The organism is Burkholderia sp. CCA53 (genome assembly GCF_001685525.1).
Taxonomy (GTDB): Bacteria; Pseudomonadota; Gammaproteobacteria; order Burkholderiales; family Burkholderiaceae; genus Burkholderia; species Burkholderia multivorans.
In genome coordinates this window covers 3,401,547-3,418,506 of sequence record NZ_BDDJ01000001.1, presented here as the reverse complement: position 1 = coordinate 3,418,506, position 16,960 = coordinate 3,401,547, and the positions used below count along the sequence as shown (strand labels likewise).

Annotated in this window: 11 protein-coding genes; 7 read left to right on the top strand and 4 right to left on the bottom strand. The window is 70.8% G+C overall.

The features are described 5' to 3' along the window. The first annotated feature begins 5 nt into the window (after positions 1 to 5). Genes BCR55_RS15860 through BCR55_RS15835 form a run of 6 tightly spaced genes read left to right on the top strand, consistent with a single transcriptional unit; the run spans position 6 to position 11,555 of the window. Positions 6 to 4,982 (top strand): non-ribosomal peptide synthetase, encoded by a 4,977-nt coding sequence (locus BCR55_RS15860; RefSeq protein WP_065494790.1) that lies wholly within the window; start codon positions 6 to 8, stop codon positions 4,980 to 4,982. Beyond that, positions 4,972 to 5,988: a GNAT family N-acetyltransferase gene (locus BCR55_RS15855; RefSeq protein WP_065494789.1), complete on the top strand. Its 1,017-nt coding sequence runs from the start codon at positions 4,972 to 4,974 to the stop codon at positions 5,986 to 5,988. The genes BCR55_RS15860 and BCR55_RS15855 overlap by 11 nt, the downstream gene beginning before the upstream one ends. A 31-nt stretch (positions 5,989 to 6,019) precedes the next feature. Further along, entirely contained in the window at positions 6,020 to 7,384 is a 1,365-nt protein-coding gene (locus tag BCR55_RS15850) for a lysine N(6)-hydroxylase/L-ornithine N(5)-oxygenase family protein (protein ID WP_006400098.1), read from the top strand. Between the two features lie 43 nt (positions 7,385 to 7,427). After that, a complete protein-coding gene (locus BCR55_RS15845) occupies positions 7,428 to 9,644 on the top strand; it encodes a TonB-dependent siderophore receptor (RefSeq protein ID WP_059940983.1) in 2,217 nt (738 codons plus the stop codon). Positions 9,645 to 9,702: 58 nt separating this feature from the next. Further along, complete coding sequence (locus BCR55_RS15840; protein ID WP_059940982.1) at positions 9,703 to 10,542, top strand: formyltransferase family protein; 840 nt, start codon at positions 9,703 to 9,705, stop codon at positions 10,540 to 10,542. Beyond that, positions 10,542 to 11,555, top strand: a complete 1,014-nt coding sequence (locus tag BCR55_RS15835) for a GNAT family N-acetyltransferase (RefSeq protein WP_059940981.1) — start codon at positions 10,542 to 10,544, stop codon at positions 11,553 to 11,555. The genes BCR55_RS15840 and BCR55_RS15835 overlap by 1 nt, the downstream gene beginning before the upstream one ends. Before the next feature lie 52 nt (positions 11,556 to 11,607). On the opposite strand, the gene BCR55_RS15830 is transcribed toward BCR55_RS15835, so the two are convergent. Next, a complete protein-coding gene (locus BCR55_RS15830) occupies positions 11,608 to 12,534 on the bottom strand; it encodes a nucleotidyl transferase AbiEii/AbiGii toxin family protein (RefSeq protein WP_065494788.1) in 927 nt (308 codons plus the stop codon). Then, positions 12,503 to 13,573, bottom strand: a complete 1,071-nt coding sequence (locus BCR55_RS15825; protein WP_065494787.1) for a type IV toxin-antitoxin system AbiEi family antitoxin — start codon at positions 13,571 to 13,573, stop codon at positions 12,503 to 12,505. The genes BCR55_RS15830 and BCR55_RS15825 overlap by 32 nt, the downstream gene beginning before the upstream one ends. Before the next feature lie 254 nt (positions 13,574 to 13,827). On the opposite strand from BCR55_RS15825, the gene BCR55_RS15820 reads away from it, so the two are divergent. Then, entirely contained in the window at positions 13,828 to 14,991 is a 1,164-nt protein-coding gene (locus BCR55_RS15820) for a M20 aminoacylase family protein (RefSeq protein ID WP_065494786.1), read from the top strand. A gap of 49 nt (positions 14,992 to 15,040) precedes the next feature. On the opposite strand, the gene BCR55_RS15815 is transcribed toward BCR55_RS15820, so the two are convergent. Further along, the gene (locus BCR55_RS15815) at positions 15,041 to 16,345 is read right to left on the bottom strand and encodes a cobyrinate a,c-diamide synthase (protein ID WP_059940977.1); all 1,305 of its coding nucleotides are present in this window, start codon (positions 16,343 to 16,345) and stop codon (positions 15,041 to 15,043) included. A gap of 3 nt (positions 16,346 to 16,348) precedes the next feature. Continuing rightward, on the bottom strand, positions 16,349 to 16,951 hold the full coding sequence (gene cobO / locus BCR55_RS15810) for a cob(I)yrinic acid a,c-diamide adenosyltransferase (RefSeq protein ID WP_006400089.1): 603 nt from the start codon (positions 16,949 to 16,951) through the stop codon (positions 16,349 to 16,351). Positions 16,952 to 16,960: the final 9 nt, after the last annotated feature.

Below are 16,960 nucleotides of genomic sequence, written 5' to 3'. Positions count from 1 at the left end.
GACGGATGACGAAGGTTCAACCCGACTGGCTCGCGCTCGCGACGCGGTTCGCGCAATTGCCCGACGCGCAGCGCGCGGTGTTCATCGACAAGCTCGGCGCGGCCGGCATCGACTTTCGCGTGCTGCCGATTCCGCCGCGCACGCCGCGCAGCGACCGCGTGCCGGCGTCGTTCGCGCAGACGCGGTTGTGGCTGCACGCACGGCTGATCGATGCGCCGCAGGCGTATCACATCACCGAACGGCTCGCACTCACAGGGCCGCTCGATCGGCACGCGCTGCGTGCGGCATGCGATGCGCTGATCGCACGTCACGAGGCGCTGCGCACGACCTTCGACGAAACGGCGGACGGCGTCGCGCAGACGATCCATCCGCCATTGCGCTGCCCGTGGCGCGAAACCGATCTCGAGGCGCTGCCGCCCGCGCAGCGCGACGCCCGTGCGCACGACGTCGCGGCGGCCGACGAAGCCGAACCGTTCGATCTCGGCGCGGCACCGCTCGTACGCGCGCATCTGCTGCGGTTCGACGCGACGCGGCACTGGCTCGCGCTGACCGTGCATCACATCGTGTCCGACGGCTGGTCCTCGAGCGTGATGCTCGACGAACTCGCGGCGTTCTATCGCGCCTATGCGGACGACCGGCCGGTGTCGCTCGCGCCGCTGCCGATCCAGTATGCCGACTACGCGCTGTGGCAGCGCCGCTGGCTCGATGCCGGCGAGCGCGATCGTCAGCTCGCGTTCTGGCGCGAACGGCTCGACGCGCAGCGCGGCGTGCTGGCGCTGCCCGGCGCGCGCGCACGGCCGGCGCGGCGCAGCGCGCTCGGCGCGCGGCATGCGTTCTCGCTCGACGCGCAGATCGGCGCGCAGCTGCGTGCGTTCGCGGCCGCGTCGGGGGCGACGCCGTTCGCGGTGCTGCTCGCCGCACTCGACACGCTGCTCGCGCGCGCGACCGGCGATGCGCGGATTTGCGTCGGCGTGCCGGCCGCGAATCGCGAACGGGCGGAGACGGCGAGGCTGATCGGCTTCTTCGTCAACACGCTGGCGATCGACGTCGACGTGCCGGCCCATCGCGATTTCGCGTCGCTGGTCGCGCGCACGCAACGCGCGCTCGTCGACGCGCAAATGCATCAGGACGTCCCGTTCGAGCAGGTCGTCGACGCGCTCGGCGTGCCGCGCAGCGCGAGCCATCATCCGCTGTTCCAGGTGATGGCCGCGTACGGCGAGCGCCGCGCGCTGCCGGCCTTCGGCGCCGCGTCGGCCGCGCTGCTGCCGTCCGGCACGCCGTCGGCGAAATTCGACCTGACGCTCGCGATCGAAGCGACGCCCGACGGCTCGTTCGACGCTGCATTCGTCTATGCGCTCGACCTGTTCGAGGCCGATGCGATCGCGCGGCTCGCCGCCCGTTTCGTCACGCTGCTGCGCGATGCGCTCGCGCGACCCGACACGCCGGTCGGCGATCTGGACTGGCTGCCGGCCGACGAGCGCGCGCAGCTTGCCGCGTGGAATGCGCCGGCCGGTGCGGCCGAGGCCGAACCGTTCGTGCCCGTGCACGCGCGCATCGCCGCCCATGCACGGGCGCGGCCGCACGCGCGCGGCGTCGCCGACATCGAGCGCGCGCTGACGCGCGGCGAAGTCGACGCACGCGCCGCACGGCTCGCGCGCCACCTCGTCGCGGCCGGCGTGCGGCCTGAAATGCGTGTCGGCGTCGCGCTGCAGCGCTCGGTCGATCTGCTCGTCGCGCTGATCGCGGTGCTGAAGTCGGGCGCCGCGTTCGTGCCGCTCGATCCGGCGCATCCGCGCGAACGGCTGGCGCAGATCGTCGACGATGCACGCATCGCGCACGTGCTGACCGACGCCGCGAGCGTCGCGTCGCTGCCCGAGGCGCCTGCGTTGCGCGTGTGGCGCGCGGATCGCATCGACGCGCTCGACGAAGCGGCCGACGTCGCGCTGCCCGACGTGCTGCCCGGCCACGCGGCGTACGCGATCTACACGTCGGGGTCGACCGGCAAGCCGAAGGGCGTGATCGTCGATCACGCGTCGTTCGCGCGCCATTGCGCGGCGATCGCCGAGCGCTACGGCGCCGGCGAGGACGACGTGTTCCTGCTGTTCCAGTCGGTCAACTTCGACGGCGCGCATGAAGGCTGGTTTTCGCAGTACATGTCGGGCGCGGCGGTGTCGGTGACGGCCGACGTGCTGTGGCCGCCCGCGCAGACCTGCGCGATGATGAACCGCGACGGCGTGACGATGACCTACGTGCCGCCCGGCTGCGCGGCGCAGCTCGCCGAATGGGCGCTCGCACACGGCGCGCCGCCGACACTGCGTTCGCTGACGGTGGGCGGCGAGGCGACCTCGCGCGAAGCATTCGCGATGCTGCGCCGCGCGCTGCCGAACGTGCGCGTCGTGAACGGCTACGGACCGACCGAGACGGTGATCACGCCGACGCTCTGGATGTTCCGTCCCGGTGACGATCTCGCGAAGCTCGGCGACGCCGCCTATCTGCCGATCGGCACGCTGGTCGGCGCGCGCACCGCGCACGTGCTCGACGCGCGGTTGCATCCGCTGCCGGTCGGCGTGATCGGCGAGCTCTATCTCGGCGGCGAAGGGATCGGCGTCGCGCGCGGCTATCTCGACCGGCCCGCGCTGACGGCCGAACGCTTCGTGCCCGATCCGTACGGCGCGCCGGGCGCGCGGCTGTATCGCACGGGCGACCTCGTGCGGCGCCGTGCGGACGGCGTGTTCGACTTCATCGGCCGCGTCGACCATCAGGTGAAGCTGCGCGGGCTGCGGATCGAACTCGGCGAGATCGAGGCGCAGCTGGCCGCACACGACGCGGTCCGCGAAGCGTGCGCGGTCGTGCATGGGCAGGGCGCGCAGGCGCAGCTCGTCGCTTACGTCGAACTGACGGCCGAGGCGCGCGCGGGCGCGCAACCGGTCGACGCGGCGACGCTCGACGCGCATCTGCGCCGCACGCTGCCCGACTACATGGTGCCCGCGCAGCTGATCGTGCTCGACGCACTGCCGCGTAACGCGAACAGCAAGGTCGACCGCGCGCGGCTGCCGGCGCCGGTGCGCATCGAGCGCGCGTACGAAGCGCCGCACGACGGCGACGAAGCGGCGCTTGCGGCGATCTGGCGCGACGTGTTGAACGTCGAACGCGTCGGTCGCGGCGATCACTTCTTCGAACTCGGCGGGCATTCGCTCGCGGCCGTGCGCGTCGCGACGCGCGTGGCCGAACGGCTCGGCCGCGACGTGCCGGTGCGTACGCTGTTCGAGGCGCCGCTGCTCGCGCAATACGCACGGCAGGTCGCCGCCGCGCCGCGTGCCGCACACGCGGCTGCCGCGGCCCCGCGCGTCGCGGTCGCGCAAGCCGATGCGCACGGCGTATGGCCGCTGTCGCCCGCCCAGCTCGCGCTGTGGTTCCTGTGGCGCGCACAGCCGGATAGCGCCGCGTACAACATTCCGGTCGCGCTGCGCGTGCGCGGCCCGCTCGACGTCGACGCGCTGCGCGCGGCGTTGTCCGACGCGGCAGCCGTTCATCCGGCGCTGCGTGTGCGCATCGTGCCGCGCGCGCACGGGCTGCCGGGGCAGCGGATCGTCGACGCGGCGCCGCTCGCGCTGCCGGTCGTCGATCTGTCCGGGCACGACGACGCACGCGCACGCGCGGCCGCGCTGACCGACGACGATGCGCTCGCGCCGTTCGATCTCGCGGCCGATGCGCCGCTCTGGCGCGTGCGCCTGTTGCGGCTCGGTGCCGACGATCACGTGTTGTCGATCGCGATTCATCACATCGTGTCCGACGGCGAATCGATCGAGCTGTGGCTCGACGCGGTGCGCACGCGCTACGTCGCGCACGTGCGCGGCAACGCTGTGCCGACCGGCAGGGCGGCGCCGTTCGTGTTGCCGGCCCCGGCTGCAGCGGGGCGCGTCGACGAGTGGCGCAGCGCGCTCGCCGGCCTGCCGGTGCGCATCCTGCCGCAGCGTGCGGACGCGCCGGCGGTCCCGCAATGGCGCGCCGCGCGCCTCGCATTCGAATTCGATGGCGCGCTGATCCGCGCGGCGCGCGAGGCGGCATCGGCCGCGCACGCGACGCTGCCGATGCTGCTGCACGCGGCGCTGAACGCCGCGCTGTTCCGCGTGACGGGCGCGGGCGACCAGCCGGTGGGCGTGCTCGCGTCGACGCGCGAGCTGACCGGCGACGCGGCACGCGACGCGCTCGGCCTGTTCATCAATGCGGTGGTCGTGCGGACGCGGCTCGACGCGACCGCGCGTCGCGCGGACGTGCTCGCGCAGGTGCGCGACACGGCGCTGGCCGCCTATGCGCGTGCGGACGTGCCGTTTGCCGACGTGGTCGCCGCGCTGCGCGCACCGCGCGCGGCCGATGCGAATCCGCTGTTCCAGGTGATGTTCAACTATCTGCGCCCGACCGGTGCGGTCGCACGCGACTGGGCCGGGTTATCGGTCGCCGGGTTCGACGACGTGCGGCATCGCGTCGTGTTCACGCTCGAACTGGACGTCGTCGAGCATCCGGACGGGCGCGTCGGCGCGGCGTTCTCGTATGCGGACGAACTGCTCGACGGCCGCTTCGTCGAGGCGCTCGTCGCGCGCTATCACGACGAAGTCGCGCGCTTCGCGCATGCGGCCGACACGGTACTCGGCGCGCCGGACGCGCACGTCGCTGCGGCACCCGCGCGCGGCGCGACCGACGACGAAGCCGATGCACCGGCGCGCGCGTCGCGCACGGCCGCCGCGCTCGCCGCGCTGTGGTCCGACACGTTCGCAACCGCCGCGCCTGCGCCCGACGCGGACCTGTTCGAGGCGGGCGCGACGTCGTTCGACGTCGTGCGCTTCGTCGACGCCGCGTGCCGCGCGGGCCACGCGCTGACGATCGACGACGTGTTCGCCGTGCCGACGCTCGCGGCGCTCGCCGCGCGGCTCGACGCACGCGCGCACACCGACGCATATCGGGAGGCTCGCCATGCTGGCTGAAGTGCGCCCGGACGGATACACGGTGCCCGATACCTGCCGGCTGACGTTCGCGAACGAACTCTGCGCGGCACGCGACGGTGCCGAGATTCGCGTCTCGCACGGCGACGGCATCGGCGCGCAGCTGCTGCGCGCCCAGTTGACGGACGACGGCGCGCTGCGCCTCGTCGCATACAACCATCGCGCGGCGCCGGCCGAGCAGCGGCGGGCGGTGCTCGCCGCGCTCGCGGCGGCGTTCGCGGTCGACGTCGCGCGCACGTCGGTCCGTCTCGACGCGGCCGCATGGCCCGCGGTCGCGCTCGATGCGCTGCGCGCGAGCGGCGTGCTCGGCGACGGCGGCCAATGCATGCGCGAAGGGTGGGCGCAGCAGGCCGATCTCTGGCTCGTCGAGGCACGGCCGCCGTGCGCGACGCTGCCGACGCTGACCGACGGGCGGCGCCATCCGCGCCGTCCGCCCGCGCCGCGCGCCGAGGTCTATGCGCGCGACATGCCGGCGCTCGGCGTGCGTTTCACGCTGCGCGGTTGGCAGCCGGCCGACGATCCCGCGCGCATCGCGCGCTGGTTCGACACGCCGCGCGTGCGCGACGGCTGGCCCGGCGCGCAGCCCGGCACGGCGGCCGACTTCGAGCCGCACGTGACGCCGCTCGTCGGCTGCTTCGACGGCGAGCCGTTCGCGTATTTCGAAGCGGTATGGCTGAAGGAGGATGCGCTCGCGCCGCACGTTGCCGCGCGCGACTACGACCGCGCGCTGCGGATGCTGGTCGGCGAGTCGCGCTGGCGCGGCGCGCACTGCATCGCCGCGTGGCTGCCGAGCGTCGTCCATTACTTGTTTCTCGACGATCCGCGTACCGAAGCGATCGGCTGCGCCGTACCGGCCGGCCACGCGCGGATCGCCGAGCTGCTCGCGCGGCACGGCTTCGCGCGGCGGCGCCGTCTCGCGCTCGCCGACGGACAGCCGCTGTGGATGTGCACGCGGCGCGACACGTTCTTCTCCGGCCGTCACGTCTGACGGGCCGGTTCATCGACAAGGGAGCTGAGACATGCAGAGAGAAACCGTATTCGACCTGATCGGCGTCGGCTTCGGGCCGTCGAATCTGGCGCTGGCCGTGCGCCTCGCCGAGCGCGGCGGCCCGCGCGCGCTTGCGCATTGCTTCGTCGAGCGGCAGCCCGCGTTCGGCTGGCATCGCGGGATGCTGCTCGACGACTGCCGGATGCAGATCTCGTTTCTGAAGGATCTCGTCACGATGCGCGATCCGAAGAGCCGCTACACGTTCATCAACTATCTGTTCGAACGCGGCCGGCTGAACGAATTCATCAACCTGAAGAACTTTTATCCGACGCGTGTCGAATTCCACGACTACCTGAGCTGGGTCGCCGACGCCTTCGACGATCGCGTGCACTACGGCGAAACGGTCACCGCGATCGAGCCCGTGCACGGCAGCGGTGCGCGCGTCGATGCGCTGCGCGTCGTGTCGCGCGACGCAGACGGACAGACGCATCGGCGCGTGACGCGCGCGCTGTCGGTCGGCATCGGCGGCGCGCCGGCGATTCCCGATGCGTTCGCGGCACTCGGCAACGAGCGCGTGATCCATTCGTCGTCGTATCTGGCCGACATCGCGCGGCTCGTCGCCGCACCGGACGGCGAACGTCGCCGCGTCGCGGTGATCGGCGCCGGGCAGAGCGCGGCCGAAGTGTTCGTCGATCTCGCGCGGCGCTTCCCGCACGTCGACGCGAGCCTCGTGATGCGCGCCGGCGCGCTGAAGCCGGCCGACGACAGTCCGTTCGTCAACGAGATCTTCAGCCCGGCATTCACCGACGTCGTCTACGCGCAGCCGCACGACGCGCGACGCGCGCTGCTCGAGCGCTATCGCGACACGAACTACGCGGTCGTCGATCGGCCGCTGATCGAACAGATCTACGAAATGCTGTACCTGCAGCGCATCGACGGCACGCCGCGCCACGCGCTGCTCGCGAACCGCGCGATCGAAGCCGCGTCGCGCACGGCGGACGGCCGCATCGAGCTCGCGACGCGCGACCGGATGAGCGGCGCGACGCAGGTCGAACGTTTCGATGCGCTCGTGCTCGCGACCGGCTACCGCCGCGACACGCATGCCGCGCTGCTCGCGGGCCTGGCGCCGGAGCTCGGCGACGCGCTGGCGCGCGGCGACGTCGGGCGCGATTACCGGCTCGCGACGCCCGCGCACTTCGCACCGCGCATCTATCTGCAAGGCTGCTGCGAAGACAGCCACGGGCTGTCCGACACGCTGCTGTCGGTGCTGGCACGACGCGCGGACGAAATCTGCGCGTCGCTCGAAAGCGGCATGCCGGGCGCGCACGACGATGCCGCGGCCCGCGCACGACAAGAAAACGGGGTGAGCGCGGGCCGCATGGCTTTCGCTCTTTGAGAGGCGCGGTCGGGAGACCGCATGACAAGTGGAGTAAAAGAAGATGGATTGGGCAACAGGCACGCGGCTGCGTGCGATCGCGGCCGCGGCGAGCGTGGCATTCGGTGCGGCGGCCGGGCAGGCGTTCGCGCAGACCGCGCCGGCGGCGAATGCGGGGACTGCCGCGTCGGCGAACGGCGCGCAGAACGCTGCGTCGGCCGGCACGCTGCCGGCGATCACCGTGAACGCGGCGTCGGAAGGCGACGGCACGGTGGGGCTCGTCGCGAAGCGCAGCCGGACCGGCACGAAGACCGACACGCCGATCGAGGAGATCCCGCAGACGATCAACGTCGTGACCGCGCAGCAGATCGAGATGACGGGCGCGACCGACGTGAACACCGCGCTGCGCTACGTGCCGGGCTTTTCGTCGTACGGCTCGGACAACCGCTCCGACTGGTACGCGGCGCTGCGCGGCTTCACGCCGACCGCGTACGTGAACGGCCTGCAGGTGCCCAACACGTTAAACCTCGCGAGCTGGCGCGTCGATCCCTACATGATCGACAGCATCACCGTGCTGCGCGGCCCAACGTCGGTGCTGTACGGCGCGGGCGATCCGGGTGCGATCGTCGACGTGAAGACGAAGCTCGCCGACGGCGAGCGCGTGCGCGAAGCGGGCGTCGAGATCGGCAACTATGCGCGCAAGCAGTTCATGATCGACGTCGGCGACAAGCTCGATCCGGACGGCAAGTACGCGTACCGGTTCGTCGGCGTCGCGCGCGACGGCAACGCGGTGACCGGGCCGAACAACGATCAGCGCGTCGCGCTCGCACCGTCGTTCCGCTGGCGCCCGAACGCGGACACGTCGCTGACGCTGTCGGCCACGTATCTGCAGGACTGGGGCGACATCTCGTCGAACTTCCTGCCCGCGGCCGGCACGGTGCTGCCGAATCCGAACGGGCAGATCACGAAGGACATCTACGAAGGCGACGGCAACTTCAACTACTACCGCAAGAAGCAGTGGTCGCTCGGCTATCAGTTCGAGCACAATCTGAACTCGATGTGGACGTTCCGGCAGAACACGCGGTGGATGCATCTGTCGCTCGACAACGGCTCGGTGTGGGGAGCGGGCTTCGCCGACGAAACGCTGACCGAAGTCAACCGCTGGGCCGGCGTGTTCCAGATGAACTACAGCCGCTTCGACATCGACAACAATCTCGAGGGCCGTTTTGCGACGGGTCCGCTCCAGCACACGCTGCTGCTCGGCTTCCAGTACAACCGCCAGACGGCGACCGATAGCGAATGGCTCGCCGCCGCGCCGACGCTGAACCTCTACAACCCGGTGTACACGCCGGTCACGACGGCCGTGTTTTCCAATCCGGACACCACGTACCGCACCAACACGTACACGACGATGAACACGTTCGGCCTGTACGCGCAGGACCAGATCAAGTGGAACCGCTGGACGCTGACGCTCGGCGGCCGCGAGGACTGGGTCAACATGCGGATGGACGATCGCGCGGCCGGCACGCAGTCGAAGGCCGACGTGTCGGCGTTTACGGGCCGCGTCGGCCTCACGTATCAGGCCGGCTACGGGCTGTCGCCGTATATCAGCTATTCGACGTCGTTCAATCCGATCATCGGCGTGAGCCTGCTCGACGGCGGGGTGCCGAAGCCGACGCGCGGCAGGCAGATCGAAGCGGGCCTGCGCTGGCAGCCGCCCGGCAAGAACCTGATGCTGAATGCCGCGATCTATCAGATCAACCAGACCAACGGCGTTACGCCGGCGCTGCCGACGCAGGATCCGAGCGGCACGAAATCCGTGCAGACCGGTGAAGTGCGCGCGCGCGGGATCGAGCTGAGCGCAACCGGCAAGGTCACGCCGAACCTGTCGCTGATCGCGTCGTACGCGTATCAGGACGTGAAGGTCGTGCAGGCCAACGACGCGACGCTGAACAACTGGCCGGTCGACATTCCGCGGCCGCGCCAGATGGCGTCGCTGTGGGCCGACTGGACGTGGCACACGGGGCCGCTCGCGGGCTTCGGGCTCGGCGGCGGCGTGCGCTACCAGAGCGCGTCCGCCGGCGCGGCCGACAACTCGCTGACGGTGTCGAGCTACACGCTGATCGACGCGGCCGTGCATTACGACGTGCGCAACTGGCGCTTCGCGGTGAACGCGACGAACCTGTTCAACCGTCATTACATCAGCGGTTGCCAGTCGACCTCGGTCTGCATGTTCGGCAACGACCGCACGGTGATCGCCACCGCGAAATACAACTGGTGACGTCGCGCGCCGCGGGCCGCCGTCCGCGGCGCGGGCGTCCGTTCAACACGACGCATTCATGCCGAAGAAAAATCTCGTCTATATCCAGTCGCTGCGCAACGGCGCGGCCGATCGCGCCGGTCAGCCGGTCGCCTACAAGGGCGGCACGCGCTACATGAAGGCGCCGCTCGAATTTCTCGTCGAGCGGCTGAACGACTCGCCGCTCGGCGAGCGCTACACGCTCGCGGGCGTGATCGTCGACGACGACGAAGGCTCGGCCGCCGATCGCGCGAAGCTCGCCGACTACGGCTTTGCACGCACGCCGGGCCGTCCGTGGATTCTGCCGGACGGGCTGACGGTGCAGGGCACGCCGGTCGACGCACTGTTCTGCTCGATTCCGTCGACGTACCGGCGGCTGCCGCGCGAGGCGCGCGAGCGCGTGGCGGGCAAGCAGGCGTTCGAGCGGCGGCTGCTCGAACGCCTGCTCGAGCTGAACGCCGACGTCGTCGTGCTCGACGGGCTGCTCGTCATCCTCGACGAGCTGGTGCGGCCCGGCGCGCGCTTTTACCGGCGCATCGCGAATATCCATCCGGGCATCACGGCCGACGGTTCGCCGTACCAGCGGCGCGGCGCATGGGCGACGCTCGATGCGCTGCACGGCGCGCGCGGCGAGCGCGTCGATTGGGCGACCGGCACGACGACGCCCGTCGCGCCGGTAACGATGACGGGCGCCTCGTTCCACTACGTCGACAACGGCATCGATTCCGGCGAGGTGATCTGCGACGTGCTCGACACGCCGATCGCGCCGGACGACACGATCCTCGAACTGCGCTGGAACAACTTCCAGCGCAGCCTGTTTCCGGCGCTCGAGCGCGGGCTGCATCTCCTCGCCGATCGCCACGACGCGGGAGCACTGTGATGGCACCGACGCTGACGCAACCCGAAGAAGCGGTGCTCAAGACCGCCGCCGGCGACGTCGCCGCCGTGCGCGATCACGGCGCCGATACGGCGCCCGCCGCCGATCGCGTGCTCGACGCATGGCGGCCCGACGATCCGCCGGGCGCGCTGCTCGCCGAGCTCGTCGCGCTGTTCAATACCGACGCACGGCGCGATGCGGCGACGATCGCGCTGCCGATCGCAGGCACCGACCCGGACGCCATCGCGGCCTACATCACACGCGCGGTGCGCGAAGGCGTGATCGACGCGGCGCAACGCGCGGGCGACCGCCTTAACGTGACCACGTCGCGCGCGACGTTCTGGCAGCATCCGCATCCCTGGCTGAAGGCGCCCGCGTCGGGCGGGATGCCGCTGCGCTACACGATCACGAACGGCCACCGTCATCCGGTGCGGCCGCCGACGCCGGCCGGCGAGATCTATGCGCGCTATATGCCGCAGGTCGGGATGACGTTCAGCCTGCGCACCGTCGACGTCGACGCGCATGCGGACCTGTTCAGCGGCTGGATGAATCTCGATCGCGTCGCGCATTTCTGGGATCAGCGCGGCACGCGCGACGAGCATGCGGCGTATCTCGCGGAGCGGCTCGCCGATCCGCACATGCATCCGATGATCGGCTATTTCGACGACACGCCGTTCGGCTATTTCGAGTTCTACTGGGCGAAGGAGGATCGGCTCGCGCCGTTCTACGACGCGCACGACTACGACCGCGGGCTGCATCTGCTGATCGGCGATTCGCGGTTCCAGAGCGCGGGCAAGCTGCATGCGTGGTGGAGCGGCGTGCTGCACTACATGTTCGTCGACGAACCGCGCACGCAGCGGCTCGTCGGCGAGCCGCGCGTCGATCACGTGCGGCACATCGCGTATATGCACCGGCTCGGTTTCTATACGCTCAAGGAGTTCGATTTCCCGCACAAGCGCGCGGCGCTGACCGTGATCGAACGCGATACGTTCTTCGATACGTTCCGGCTGCCGTGATGCACGTGGGGCGCACGGCGGACATGCATGGACGCGGCGGCAGCCGCGGGCACTACGTGCGCCGTGCGTGCGCGTCGGCGCTAGCGTCGGGCTCGTCCGCGAGAAATGCGTCGCGGAATGCGTGCAGATAGCGTTCGGCGTCGTCGGTGAAGTCGCCGGGCTGCCAGGCGAAGGCGCGCGCGAGCAGATCCTGGCCGAGCGTCGCGTAGGTCGCGCGGTCGGACAGCAGTGCGCGCACCGCATCGCGCGTCGCCGGCGACGCGATCCGTTTCGCGTCGCGCGCGAGCAGCGCGGCGGCCGCGCGCGTCGGATCGAAGTCGTGCGCGGCGAGCAGGTCGGGCGCGACGTCCCAGAGGCGCGTGCGATCGCCTGCGTCGTGTGCATGCGTGAGCAGGAACAGCAGGTCGTACGCGTCGTTGTTCTGACGCGCGCGGCGATCCTTCCACGCGAGCAGTTTCAGCAGCGACAGCGCCGGCAAGCTTGCGACCGGCACGACCGTATGCGTCTCGATGGCGACGGGCAGCGCATGGTCGACGGCCTCCTGGAAACCGAGCACGTTGAGCACGAACTCGCCGCCGGGCGGCCACGCGATTTCACCGGGCGGCGCCTCGAGCGGACCGAACGGCACGAGATCGAGTTCGGTGCGCCAGCGGCCCGTGTCGGCGGCAAACAGCAGCTTCTGCTGATGCTTCGGCGCGCGCGCGAATTGCCCGGTCGCGACGAGCGTGTCGACGAGCCGGTCGTGGAACGGCCAGCTGACCGCGCAGACGGCCACGTCGACGTCGCGCGTGGCGCGCATCGGCCGGATCCCGTATACGTGCCACATCAGGATGTCGCGCGCGGTCGCGCCGGCGACGACGAACGCCGCGTCGACATGTGCGCACGCGTCGCGCACGGCGCGCAGCAGTGCGACGGTCGCAGGCTCGAGCGGACGCTCTGCGTCGACCTCAAGCGGGCGGATGGGCGAGGTATCGGTCATGGATCTGTTCGGCGGCGGCAAGATTGCGGCTGTCTCCGGTCGAGACGAGATCCGCGTAGATCAGCAGCGGCGGCACGAGCGGCAGCGGCGGATCGCGCCAGTCGAGCGCCGCGGACGGCGGCCAGAATGCTTCGAGTATTTCGACGTCGCCGCGTTCGTCCGCGCGCAGCCGCGCGTCGAGCAGCAGGCGGTTCGACACGGGCCCGTGCGTGTAGACGGTGATCGCGGCCGGCCTCAGGTCGTGCGTCAGCAGATCGGCGGCCGGCTCGCCGCCGAGCCGCGCGTCGGCGGCCGCGAAATCGACCGCGCGCCACCAGTCGGGCGCAAGACCGGAAAACCGCCGCGCCGGCAGCTTCGCGCGCAGGCGGCTCGGGTAGAGCGCGACCCATTCCTGCACGAAGCGCGGCCAGTCGGGAAACACGCGCGTGCCGTCGCGGCGGCGGCCGAGCAGGCCGCGCGCGAGCAGATCGTCCATCACGAGGTTCACGGTGCCGAGCGCGACGCCCGAGGCGGCCGCGATCGCGCGATACGGCGCCTGCACGAGGCCCGGCGTGGCCGCGAGCGCGAACATCACGGTCATGCCTTTCGGCGTGGTCGCGCGCGAGGTCGGCGCCTGCCGCGTGCGCGCGGGCTTCGGGCGCCCTGCGATCATCACGGTCGCTTCCGGTTCGGCCAGGAACGTATTGCCGGCCGTGTCGAGAAACGGGATGCCTGCGTCGACCAGCTGCGTCGCGAGTTCGTCCGGCACATGCGGTGCGACGAGCAGCAGCGGGCGCTCGCCGCGCGCGCGCGGCGCGCTGCGGCCGTGCAGCGCCGCATGCGCGGCCTGCAGCGAATCGGCGCGCACGCACACGGCAGCCGGCATCTCGAACGGCTGCGCGCCGACGTCGAAGCGGATCATCGCATCCGCGTGCGCGCGGTACGCGGCCGGCACGCGCACCGGCGTCGCGCGAAAGCGCCGCGTGGCGCGCGCGAACGCGGCGCAGGCGTTGGCCAGCAGTTGCTGCGCGGGGGCGGAAAGAGGCGCGGGGGTCGGCATGTCGGCACGCGGATGTTCACTTTTCGAAGAGCGTACACAAAAAATGTACATTCGTCAAAAAATGAACGTGCGAACGCTATATCGTTGACACGAAAGCGCTTTGTTCGGTCATGCCTTCGTCCTGACGGGCGCTCGCGCGCGCCCCTTGAGCCGGCAACCGATGGTTGCCGCCACGACGACTTTCCGGCTGCCGGGTTGCCGCCGAACGGACTATCCTTGCGTGCATCTTTCCCCGCCTACAAGGAGACGACACCGTGACGCACAGCGTGATTCCCGCCGGCCTTGCCGACGAAATGATCGAGATTCGGCATCGCATCCACGCGCACCCCGAGCTGGGCTTCGAGGAATTCGCGACGAGCGATCTCGTCGCCGAGCAATTGCGCGCATGGGGCTACACCGTGCATCGCGGGCTCGGCGGCACGGGCGTCGTCGCGCAGCTGACGGTCGGCCAGGGCACGCGGCGTCTCGGGCTGCGCGCCGACATGGACGCGCTGCCGATCCTCGAGGCGACGGGGCTGCCGTACCAGAGCACGATCGCGGGCAAGATGCACGCATGCGGTCACGACGGCCACACCGCGATGCTGCTCGCGGCCGCGAAGCATCTCGCGCGCGAGCGCCGCTTCTCCGGCACGCTGAACCTGATCTTCCAGCCGGCCGAGGAAGGGCTCGGCGGCGCGAAGAAAATGCTCGACGACGGGTTGTTCGAGCTGTTCCCGTGCGATGCGATCTTCGCGATGCACAACATGCCGGGCTTTCCGACCGGACACTTCGGCTTCCTGCCGGGGCCGTTCATGGCGTCGTCGGACACGGTGATCGTCGACGTGCAGGGGCGCGGCGGCCACGGCGCGGTGCCGCATCGCGCGATCGATCCGGTCGTCGTGTGCGCGCAGATCGTGATCGCGCTGCAGACGATCGTGTCGCGCAACGTGCCGCCGCTCGACATGGCGATCGTCACGGTCGGCGCGATCCATGCGGGCGAAGCGCCGAACGTGATCCCCGATCGCGCGCAGATGCGGCTGTCGGTGCGCGCGCTGAAGCCGGAGGTGCGCGATCTCCTCGAGACGCGCATCAAGGAAGTCGTGCACGCGCAGGCCGCGGTGTTCGGCGCAACCGCGACGATCGACTATCAGCGCCGCTATCCGGTGCTCGTCAACGATGCGGAGATGACCGCGTTCGCGCAAGACGTCGCGCGCGAGTGGGTCGGCGAAGCGAACCTGATCGACGCGATGGTGCCGCTCACCGGCAGCGAGGATTTCGCGTTCCTGCTCGAACGGCGTCCGGGCTGCTATCTGATCATCGGCAACGGAGACGGCGAGGGCGGCTGCATGGTGCACAACCCGGGCTACGACTTCAACGACGCGGCGCTGCCGACCGGCGCGTCGTACTGGGTCAAGCTGACCGAGGCGTTTCTCGTCTGACGCGCCGGCGGGACCGCGCACCGGCGTCGCCACGCCGGCTCGCGCATCGTCAGAATGCGTCGCCGGTCAACAGCGCGGCCGTCGCGTGCGGATTCGACGGCCAGTACAGGTGCATGTAGGTCGCGACGATCGCGCCGACGCGATAGACGGCTTCGCCGCTGCGCGCGTCGTCGTCCGGGCGCTGCGCGATCGCGGCCGGTGCCAGCGGCGTTGCGAGCCGCGAATAGTGGAACGTGTGGCCGCGCAGCGTGCCGGCCCGCGTGTCGAGCTGCTGCATACCGAGCGCCGCGAAGCGGCGCTGCATCGTCGCATGGCCGGGCAGCAGCCCGAGCATCGGCGTCGTCGTGCCGTCGACGTCGGTCAGCGATTCGCATAGATAGAGCATTCCGCCGCATTCCGCGACGATCGGCCGTCCGGCCGCCGCATGGGCGCGGATCGTCGCCGCGCACGTCCGATTCGCGGCGAGCGTACGCGCATGCAATTCCGGATAGCCGCCCGGCAGGAACAGCGCGTCGCATCCATCGGGCACCGGCTCGTCGGCGAGCGGCGAAAAGTACCGCACGTGCGCCCCGAGCGCGTCGAGCAGCGCGAGATTGGCCGGGTAGATGAACGAGAACGCGGCATCGCGTGCGACCGCGACGCGCTTGCCGGCGAGCGTGCGCGGCAGCGGCGCCGCCACGGCCGGCGTCGCGAAGGCGATCGCGGGCGGCAGCGCGGCGAGCGCCGTGTGCGCGAGCGCATCGGCCGCGCGATCGAGCCGCGCATCGAGATCGGCGATGTCGTCCGGCTGGTGCAGCCCGAGATGCCGTTCCGGCAAGGCCAGCGCCGCATCGGCCGGCAGATGCCCGAGCCAGCGCAGATCGTCGGGCAGCGCTTGCCGCAGCAGCGCCGCGTGCCGGTCCGAGCCGACGCGGTTCGCGAACACGCCGTGAAACGGCAGGCCGGGGCGGAAGCGGGCGAGTCCGAACGCGATGGCCGCGAACGTCTGCGCGACCGATTTCGCGGAGATCACCGCGACGATCGGCACGCCGAACGCGGCCGCGAGATCGGCACTGCTCGGCGTGCCGTCGAACAGGCCCATCACGCCCTCGATCAGGATCAGGTCCGCGTCGCGCGCGGCGTCGGCGAGCAGCGCGCGACAGCCGGCCTCGCCGACCATGCCGAGATCGAGCGCATGCACGGGCGCGCCGCTCGCGCGTTCGAGCAGCATCGGATCGAGAAAATCCGGCCCCGTCTTGAACACGCGCACGCGCCGGCCAAGCCGGCGATGCAGCCGCGCGAGGCCGGCCGTCACCGAGGTCTTGCCCTGTCCGGACGCGGGTGCGCTGACGAACAGCGCGGGACAGGCCGGCATCGCTCAGAACTCCACGCCGCGCTGCGCCTTCACGCCTTGCTCCTTGTAGGGATGCTTGACGAGCCGCATTTCGGTGACGAGGTCGGCCGCGTCGATCAGCGCGTCGGGCGCATGCCGGCCGGTCACGACGACGTGCAGGTCGGCGGGCCGCGTGGCCAGCGTCGCGAGCACTTCGTCGAGCGGCAGGTAGTCGTACTTCAGCACCGTGTTGAGCTCGTCGAGAATCACCATCCGGTAGTCGCCGCTTTCGATCATCCGGCGCGCCTCGTTCCAGCCTTTGCGCGCGGTCGCGATGTCCGCGTCGCGGTTCTGCGTGTTCCAGGTATAGCCGTCGCCCATCGTCACGAAGTCGCACTCGGCGACCGCGCCGAGGAAATCGCGCTCCGACGTATGCAGCGCGCCCTTGATGAACTGCACGACACCGAGCCGCATGCCGTGGCCGAGCACGCGCACGGCCATGCCGAATGCGGCGGTGCTCTTGCCCTTGCCGTTGCCCGTATGGACGATCAGCAGGCCCTTCTCGTTGACGGCGGCGGCCTGCTTCTTTTCGTGGCCGGCGCGGCGGCGCTCGGCCATCCGCTGATGGGATTCGGGATCGGTCTTCATCGGAATCGT